At 41.2% G+C, this 3,123-nt stretch carries 4 protein-coding genes; all 4 read left to right on the top strand.

Annotated elements, in window-relative coordinates; genetic code table 11:
* On the top strand, window positions 1-1,099 hold a 1,099-nt coding region (locus ACLUWI_RS09980; RefSeq protein WP_412147199.1), incomplete at its 5' end, for a 5-methyltetrahydropteroyltriglutamate--homocysteine S-methyltransferase.
* A gap of 425 nt (window positions 1,100-1,524) precedes the next feature.
* Window positions 1,525-2,496 carry a type II CRISPR-associated endonuclease Cas1 gene (cas1, locus tag ACLUWI_RS09975; protein ID WP_412147198.1) on the top strand — a complete coding sequence of 324 codons (972 nt, stop codon included), beginning with the start codon at window positions 1,525-1,527 and terminating at the stop codon, window positions 2,494-2,496.
* A gap of 52 nt (window positions 2,497-2,548) precedes the next feature.
* Complete coding sequence (locus ACLUWI_RS09970) at window positions 2,549-2,794, top strand: hypothetical protein (protein ID WP_412147197.1); 246 nt, start codon at window positions 2,549-2,551, stop codon at window positions 2,792-2,794.
* 29 nt (window positions 2,795-2,823) lie between these two features.
* Window positions 2,824-3,123 (top strand): hypothetical protein (locus ACLUWI_RS09965; RefSeq protein ID WP_412147196.1); only part of this gene is annotated, 300 nt, incomplete at its 3' end.

Below are 3,123 nucleotides of genomic sequence, written 5' to 3'. Positions count from 1 at the left end.
TGACATCGTGGGTAGCTTTTTGCGCCCAGCCGAACTAAAGGCGGCTCGGGAAAAGTTCGCCAACCACGAAATTGACCATGACGAACTGAAAGCTGTTGAAGACAAGTGTATCAAGGAATTGGTCGAAAAAGAGGCACAAGCTGGCCTGCACGCGGTTACCGATGGCGAGTTCCGGCGCTCATACTGGCATCTGGATACGTTCTGGGGATTTGAAGGCATTAAGCATACCAAACCAGCACACGGCTACCGTTTCCATGATGAAGAAACGCGGGCCGATTCCGCGCAGGTTAATGGTAAGGTTCGCTTTAACGGTACGCACCCTGATCTGGAAGCCTTCAAGTATCTTAAGAGCTTAACGGATGGTACGGATCTGATTCCACGCCAAAGCATTCCGGCGCCAGCACAGCTTTATTCCGAACTCTTCCGGGATGATGAGCATGTAGCAGCCATTAAAAAATACTATGATGCCGAAGATGATCTGATCAAAGACGTGGCGGCTGCCTATCATGACCTGATCTTGGCGCTGTATGATGCCGGCTGTCGCGACGTTAAGCTGGATGACTGTACCTGGGGCCTGCTGGTCGATGAAGACTACTGGGCAACCCGTTCTAAGGAAGGCGCGGATCGCGAAAAGCTGGAGGCAACGTATCTAAAACTCAATAACGCGGCTTTGGCGGATCTGCCGGCTGATTTGACGGTAACCACGCATGTCTGCCGCGGAAACTACCATTCAACCTGGGCAGCTAAGGGCGGCTATGGTCCGGTTGCCGACTACCTGCTGGCTAAAGAAGACGTGACGGCCTTTTACCTGGAATACGATTCTGAACGGGCGGGCGGTTTTGAACCATTAGCCAAGGTCCCGGCTGAAAAATACGTGGTGCTGGGGCTGCTGACCTCGAAGTCTGGTGAACTGGAAGATCGGCAAACGATTTTGGATCGTATTCATGAAGCTGCTCAATACCATGATCTGGACAAGCTGTGTCTGAGTCCACAATGCGGCTTTTCCTCAACTGAAGAAGGCAACATTCTGACTGAAGAACAGCAGTGGGCTAAGCTGGCCTTAGTCAAGAGCATTGCCGAAGAAGTCTGGGGCGCCTAAAGCAAGCCTTGACTGCTAGTGGAGATCGGTTGGCAGCAAGATAATTAGCAGAATCCTAAATTTCCATCTAAGTACTCTTATAACTCTCCTTAAATTTAAAGATAACGCACCTCAAAAATTAAAACACGACTGATCCGTCTCCACTACTAAAGTTATGCGGCGCATTGCTAAAATCAAAGTTCCGACACTTCAATTAAGAAAACTCCTGATTAATTACTTAATTCAAAAACTCGCTTGGCAGATTTTTGCCAGGCGAGTTTTTTGCGCAGAAGTTAGGAGTTTTCAAAAGACAGAGTAGCCATTAATTGTCATAGTAGTGAAATTAAAGTATGGAGTCTAAAAATAATTGAATCCGGTTTCAAAAAGTGCGCTAAACTTAAATATAAGTGGTAGGGGGAGAACGAGAAATAGGCGGGAATGGTTTAATGAAAAACATTGTTTATGTAGAAAACAAATATTTTGTGGCAGTGACACATAATGGATTCAAATTAACCAACCTTGAAACGAAAGAGAAGCACTATCTGTCGTTTGAGGATGTTGAAATCTTGATTTTTGATAACTCGCAATGTTATTTGTCGGCTAAAGTGATTGAAAAATGTGCGGATAATAAGATTGGGCTACTTTTTTGTGATCGCGTTCATTCGCCGTTATCTGTGCTGGAGTCAGTATATGGTCAGCAGAATCGTTTCGAACGGTTAAAATGTCAGCTTTCAGCATCAAGTAAAGTTAAGGGAAGATTATGGAGAAAAATCGTCATTTCCAAAATTATTAATCAAGCAGTCTGCCTTGAAAAAATTGGTGCTGAAAGAGAATCGACTGAAGTTCTAAAATCCATGACTAAGACGGTTACAGATCATGATGCGCATAACAATGAAGCATGTGCAGCCCGATTATATTTTAAAAAATTATTCGGTGATGACTTTAAAAGAGGGCGGACCAATGATTTGGAAAATGCCGGTTTAAATTATGGTTACGCCATTCTGCGGGCTTTAATCAGACGTAATTTAGTATTAAAAGGGTTTGAGCCTAGTATTGGAATTCATCATGCCTCAACTGAAAATCCATTTAATCTGTCTGATGATATTATTGAACCTTACCGCCCATTTGTTGATTACTATGTCTTTAAAAATATTATGCCTACTAAGCATGAAACATTGGAAGCGGATGATCGAAAAAACATTATCAAGGTTTTATTGAATAAATGCGTTATCGATAATCATGTGATGTATCTGCAGGATGCTATTGAATTAACTATCGATTCATTCGTTTCAAGTATTGAAGCTGGCAGTCTTTTTAGATATGAAATAATCCTCGTTAAAAGGGGACGGAAACAATTAAAGATAGAAGCAGAATGCAAGGCTGATATGAAAAGGGCTATTTATTTGAAAAAAAGTTGATAGTGCTTTTAAAGCTAGTGATGAAACAATTAGCGGTGATTTTGACGATAGCATGGTTCCTAACTTTGCAACAATTAAAATTAAAACGTCCCATTCACGATGGTATCAAGGTGGGGGCAGCGTTAATAGCCCGTCACAGTATCATACAATGGTACCGACAAAAGTTGCAAAACAGGCAAAAGAATTACAAGATATTCGTAGAAAACACCAAAATGATGAAAATTTTGATTTTATTGCTACTGATTATAAAAAGAAAATCGTTCGTGTAGCAGACCATGCAAATAATGATTGGATTTAGGAAAGAATTTAAGGGAGTGGAATTTAAAAATGTGGTTGAGTAAAAAACATGCAGTATCGTTGGCAGCACAAGTCATTGGTACAATTGCTGATAATTTGAACGTTTTAGCGGGCGTTGCTGAAAGTGATGGTGTTTACTATTACGTTTGGCAAGCACCTAATGGTGGACAATTGTATTATCCAGTTAATGAAGAAACTATTGTGTTACAAGCTAAAAATCTTAATCAAAGCGAGGTAATAAAATATATTAAGTTTGCCTTGTTGGTTAGATATATGGATGGATATTTGTCTTGCGACAAAAATTGGAATGATGATGACTGGAATTTTTTC

This window comes from Limosilactobacillus mucosae (assembly GCF_046939755.1).
Taxonomy (GTDB): domain Bacteria; phylum Bacillota; class Bacilli; order Lactobacillales; family Lactobacillaceae; genus Limosilactobacillus; species Limosilactobacillus mucosae_A.
The sequence above is the reverse complement of the archived record's forward strand: the minus strand, read 5'-3'. Positions and strand labels throughout refer to the sequence as shown.